A 5,443-nucleotide genomic window follows, 5' to 3' on the forward strand; every position below is an offset into this window, starting at 1 on the left:
CGGCAGGCGTCGCCGGGATGGCATCCAGGGGTGGGGCCTGGTGTGCGGAGGCGGTTGATTGCGGTGCCTGTTCCAAGGGCGGCGGTGCGGGGGGCGCGGTCAGCGGGCCGATTTCGACCACCGCAATCCCGTCCGGTTCCACATCCAGGCCACGCGCCGCGCGGGCTGTGCCAAAGAAAGGCTCCCCCAGATAGTTTTCCTCCGCAGGCGCGGCGACAAAGCTGAGCGGGCTGAAGCCGTGTTCAATCGCGAAACTCTCGGCTTCTGCCAGGGTTTCGATTGCCACAGCGGCGACATGGGTCTGTGACCCGTCTGGCGAAATGTCAAAGGCAAGGTCGGACACCGGATAGGGGGTCGCGCCCTCAAGCGCCTTGCGCGCCGCTTCGATCCGGTCCTCGTAGGGCAGATCGCCGGTATCGAGAGACAGGTATCGGATCTGCGAGTCGGGCAGCAGCAGCTTGCAGGTCAACTGGTCCTTGGCCAGCTCTTCAGCCTTGCTGCGCAGGATCGCCAGGTCGGTCGGCAGATCTTCTGCATCCAGCCCGACACCGCCCACACGTCGCCAACCGCCCGCCCCCCGAAGGAGGAGCGTGATGCCGTCAAGAGAAAGAGAGAGCGCGAACTCCGGTTTCATCAGCTCATCGGGTCTTCTGTCTGCGGCTCTGGTCACAAGGACAGGGTCGTCTTCGAGTGTCCCATGAGTTGGATCGCACATATGGGCAACAAGAAACACCGCATCAGAGCGCCGTTATTCTTTCACAAACCATAAAGCAGGATCCCGCCGAGGGGAAGCGAAAGCGAAGACCTCCCCCTTGCGCGCGGGGAATTGCCGCTCTCATGTGGTTCCCAAGTCGACACAAGCGGAGGAGCCTACGATGTTGCACCCAAAACCTATGGCCTTGTTGCTGGCGGGCCTTGTCGCGCTTGCGCCCCTGTCGGCGCAGGCCGAGAAATCGAGACGGCTATCCGTGACGGGCGAAGCCAGCAAAGAGGTGGTGCCCGACACCGCGGTGATTTCTCTGGGCGTGCGGGCTCAAAGTGACGAAGCGGGCGAAGCGATGGAGCTGGTCTCGGTCAGCATGAACGAGGTCATGGCAAGCCTCCAGGACAGCGGTATTGCGGGCGACGACATTCAGACGCAACAGATTTCGATGCACCCGGTCTGGAGCGAAATTCGTCGCGACGGGGCCTATGAACAGACGATCACCGGTTTTGAGGCATCCAACATTGTGATGGTCACGCTGGATGACCTTGGCACCATGGGCGGCGTCCTGGACGATGTGTTGCGGGCCGGGGCGAACGAATTCCGGGGCATATCCTTTTCCTATAGTGAACAGGATGCTGCCGAGGATGATCTGCGCAGCGCGGCGGTCGAAGATGCGATTGACAAAGCCCGCCAACTGGCCGCAGCGGCGGGCATGGAGCTGGGCTTGGTGCGTCAGATTCAGGACGGCGCCGCCGATGGTGGCGGCGGACGGATGATGGCGACGGAGATGGCGCGCTCGTCCGACATGCCCATCGCCCCCGGTGCGATAACGCTGCGCCATAGCGTTTCGATGATCTTTGATTTGAAAAAACCGTCAAAGCCGAAGTAACCCCACCGGTTGCAAAGACAAAACCGAATAGGAAAAGGCCGGTTTCGACCGGCCTTTTTTGTCGTTTTAACGTTGGGTTTAGGCGGCGGCGCGCAGGGATGCTAGCCGCTTGCTTTGGTCAAGGCCTGATCAAGATCGCGGATCAGATCGTCGGCGTCTTCGATGCCGATGGAAATGCGCACCACATTTGGACCCGCGCCGGCCGCTTCCTGTTGTTCGGGGCTCAGCTGGCGATGGGTGGTGGAGGCAGAATGGATCACCAGTGACCGCGTATCGCCGAGGTTCGCCACATGGGAAAAGATCTCCAGGCTGTCGACCAGTTTCATACAGGCCTCGTAGCCACCTTTGAGAGCTACGGTAAAGAGCCCGCCAGTGCCCTTGGGATAGCATCGTTTGGCGCGTTCGGCATAGGGCGAGGAGGGCAGACCCGCATAGGTCACATACGCCACGCGCGGATCCGCTTCGAGCCAGGCGGCGATTTTTTCGGCGTTTTCCACATGGCGTTGCATGCGCAGCGACAGGGTTTCGACCCCCATCAGCGTGTAATGCGCGGCCTGGGGGTTCATCGTCATGCCAAGGTCGCGCAGGCCGATGGCGATGCCGTGGAAGGTGAAGGCAAGATTGCCGAAGGTCTCGTGAAATTTCAGCCCGTGATAGGCGGGCTCCGGCGCGGAGAGCGACGGGAACTTGTCATTGGCTGACCAGTTGAACTTGCCGGAATCGACGATGCAGCCGCCGGTCACCGTGCCATTGCCGGTGAGGTATTTCGTGGTGGAGTGCACAACCAGCGTCGCCCCGTGCGAAATCGGCTGGCACAGATAGGGCGTGGCGGAGGTATTGTCGACGATCAGCGGAATGCCAGCCGCATCACTGATATCAGCGATCGCGCGGATGTCGGTCACATAACCGCCGGGGTTGGCCACGGACTCGCAAAAGACGGCGCGGGTGTCGTCATCTATCGCGGCTTCCAGGGCCTCCAGATCGTCGAAATCGACAAATTTGGCGGACCAGCCGAACCGTTTGATGGTCTGGCTGAACTGGGTCACGGTCCCACCATAAAGCCGGGTCGAGGCTACCACATTCTTGCCCGGGCCCATCAGCGGAAACAGCGCCATGATCTGTGCCGCATGGCCAGAGGAGCAACACACGGCCCCAACGCCACCTTCGAGCGTTGCCAAACGCTCTTGCAGCACGGCAACGGTCGGGTTGGTCAGGCGGGAATAGATATAGCCCACTTCCTGCAGATTGAAGAGCGCGGCCGCATGGTCCGCATCCCGAAAAACATAGGCTGTGGACTGATAGATCGGGGTCTGGCGGGCGCCGGTGGCCGGGTCTGGGCGGGCGCCTGCATGTATTTGCAGGGTATCAAAACCATAGGTTGGTCCGTCGGACATCTCAAAACTCTCCCTTATGTCTCAATCATTGATTGAATGACGACAGCACACACTGCGCATGTCGCCAACGCAAGGAAAAGCACGAAGATGATGCGATGAAAACCGCGCTGTCCGGTGGCCATGGCGGCTGCGCATCAGCGCATCCAGAAACCTTCGGATTTGATCCGGTTGCGAATGGCCTGTTCCCGGCGCGGCAGGTTGTCTTGATCGAACAAGGCCCGGACCTTTGCGCCTCTGCCTTGATACACCATCCGCTTGATCGGCTCGTAGGTCTTGAGCACCTTCTTGATCTTGTTCGGCGCGCAGATGTCTTCCAGCGTGGCGACGACGTGATCGCTCTCGCGGGCGTAGAGCAGCGGAAAGTTGCGGTAGTGGCAACTGGTATCCCCGTCCAGAAACCCAAGAGGCAAGCTGTCCCGCCCGCCGCCAAAGGACTGTATCACAAGCGGAAGCGCCACCTGATCCAGCCAGGGATCCAGCGACTGACAGACGAGTTCACGTGGTGGGTCGTCGCGGATGGTCTGGGCGTAGTGCAGGAACCGGTGACCAAAGGCCCGAGGGCAGCTGCCATAGAAATAGCCTGCGTTGAAGTAGAGATAGCGCTGCCAATAGCCATCCGGCTGACTGCGGTCGAGCGTGCTGTCAAAGTCGAGATCGAACCTGTCGTACAGCGATTGCCAGATCGCGGAATATCCCGGACCATAGAGCGTGGGTTGTGGCCAGGTGCCCTCGCGGCGCAGGCTGGCAGAGGGACGGGCAAAATCAAAGGGCACATTGCTCAGTTCGCCCGTGATCAATGTATCGCTGTCAAAAAATACAAATGGCTTTCCCTCCGGCAGGGCAAGCAGCGCTTCGATCTTGTTGCCATAGGGGTATTCTTGTCCGAACACTCGATTTTCAAAGGGCAGGACCACGGCATCGCACGCCGCCAAGGCCTCCAGCACCTGCTGGTTGCGGATCGCGGGGTCCTTCTGCCACAGCGGACCGGACTGCGGCACCGCAACAAAAAGGCGACCGTTGAAATTCGGGCTCATCCGGCGCAGCGAGGCCGCAAAAACGAGCGCCTCGAACATCAGCCGGCCAGACTGACCGACAATCACAATGTTAAAGGGCTGGCCCGGCATGAATGCGCTCTCTGCTGGTTCCTGAAGTATCGCAAGCTTCCTAGCTGTCCTGACAGCAGCGGTAAACTCTGATGAACGCCGCGCCTTGGTCGTTGTCGACCTGTGCCAAGGCCCCTAAGACCCGGCAGGGTCAGGGGCTGATCAAGGTCACACCAGGGATCTGCGACAGGTGATAGACGTCTTCGTCATAGGCTTCGTCGATCTCCTCGATAAAATCCGGTGTCCAGTCCGGCACATCCAGTTCTTCCTCAAGCTCTTCGTCCACGGCGTATTTGTCGAGAAATGCGGCATAAACGCGGCGCTTGTGGGCTTCGGTCAGCTGGGGGTGCTCGTGCAGGTAATGGCGCAGTCGCCGCATCCCTTCACGGGTCATGATGGTGGCCAGCATGTCCATGCCGCCCATGACCTTGCTGTTGGGTTCAAGGTTGCCGAACTCACGCAGGACCTGGGGCCAGATCATCGGAGAATCTTCATAGCACCACACAGTGACGGGGATATCCGGCAAGGCCGCGCGCAGCCGTGCAAACAGCGCCGACCAGCGCAGATCCATCGGGTTGGAGTTTTCCAGAACCGTCGCACGTCGCCCGGGCCCGGCTTTTTCCAGCAGTTTCGGCAAGAAGCCAACGGGGCTGCGAATTGCCATGAACAATTCTAATTCATCGCGCGGGAACAAGGCCTTGAGCGCCATCATCCGCTCTTCTGCTTCGGGGTAGAGCCGTTGGCCTTCCAGGGCGTCGCGCTGTGAGCCAAAGAAATGCGGGTTCGACAAGATGACGCGATCCGCGTTCTCTTCCTCCAGGATGGCATCCCAAAGTAGATCGCGGGAATCCGCCGAGGGCGACCCGGTCTTGGATGCGGCCATGCAATCTTTCAACAGGCTGCGATACTTGGCTGGACCGGGCACAGCAGTGCCGCGCATCAGGAAATCTTCCTTGTTGCGCAGCAGCGTCTTCATCAGACGATCTTCTTCTGTCCCATGCGCTCCGGCATGAATAATGACTTGCATGCTGTGACCTGTGTGCCCCGGTTGTCCTTGTCTAGGGATAAAGTGCGTCAGAGATAGGGTCAAATCGCATCAAATTGGTGACGTGGCCTCCAAGTGCTGCGTTGGCACCAGCCGAAAGCAAAAAATGTCCCCCATCCAAAGTGCAAAGAGTGCATTTTGCCGCTTGCAAAGCCCAGACAAACGGATTATCCCGCCGCGCAAGCCCCTATAGCTCAGCTGGTAGAGCAACTGATTTGTAATCAGTAGGTCCGCGGTTCGAGTCCGTGTGGGGGCACCACAATCACTTCCAGTTGTGGTCTGTAGTTTCTTCTAATAGCCTGAATT

At 59.7% G+C, this 5,443-nt stretch carries 4 protein-coding genes, 1 tRNA gene and 1 pseudogene; 2 read left to right on the forward strand and 4 right to left on the reverse strand.

The genetic code is table 11. The features are described 5' to 3' along the window. Nucleotides 1-634, reverse strand: a pseudogene (locus TRIHO_RS05500) (hypothetical protein); the annotation flags it as partial. A gap of 241 nt (nucleotides 635-875) precedes the next feature. On the opposite strand from TRIHO_RS05500, the gene TRIHO_RS05505 reads away from it, so the two are divergent. After that, complete coding sequence (locus TRIHO_RS05505; protein WP_068241075.1) at nucleotides 876-1,595, forward strand: SIMPL domain-containing protein; 720 nt, start codon at nucleotides 876-878, stop codon at nucleotides 1,593-1,595. A gap of 101 nt (nucleotides 1,596-1,696) precedes the next feature. Here TRIHO_RS05505 and TRIHO_RS05510 read toward each other — a convergent pair whose 3' ends face one another. The 3 genes from TRIHO_RS05510 to TRIHO_RS05520 all read right to left on the reverse strand — a co-directional run bounded on the left by TRIHO_RS05510 (nucleotide 1,697) and on the right by TRIHO_RS05520 (nucleotide 5,119). Continuing rightward, entirely contained in the window at nucleotides 1,697-2,989 is a 1,293-nt protein-coding gene (locus TRIHO_RS05510) for an O-acetylhomoserine aminocarboxypropyltransferase/cysteine synthase family protein (protein ID WP_068241077.1), read from the reverse strand. A 134-nt stretch (nucleotides 2,990-3,123) separates the two neighbouring features. After that, nucleotides 3,124-4,113: a hypothetical protein gene (locus TRIHO_RS05515; RefSeq protein ID WP_068241079.1), complete on the reverse strand. Its 990-nt coding sequence runs from the start codon at nucleotides 4,111-4,113 to the stop codon at nucleotides 3,124-3,126. A 130-nt stretch (nucleotides 4,114-4,243) separates the two neighbouring features. Next, nucleotides 4,244-5,119 carry a hypothetical protein gene (locus TRIHO_RS05520; protein WP_068241081.1) on the reverse strand — a complete coding sequence of 292 codons (876 nt, stop codon included), beginning with the start codon at nucleotides 5,117-5,119 and terminating at the stop codon, nucleotides 4,244-4,246. Nucleotides 5,120-5,320: 201 nt separating this feature from the next. Here TRIHO_RS05520 and TRIHO_RS05525 point away from each other — a divergent pair. Next, nucleotides 5,321-5,396, forward strand: a tRNA-Thr gene (locus tag TRIHO_RS05525). The last annotated feature ends 47 nt before the right edge of the window (nucleotides 5,397-5,443 follow it).

The sequence above is a fragment of the Tritonibacter horizontis genome, from assembly GCF_001518015.1.
Taxonomy (GTDB): Bacteria; Pseudomonadota; Alphaproteobacteria; order Rhodobacterales; family Rhodobacteraceae; genus Epibacterium; species Epibacterium horizontis.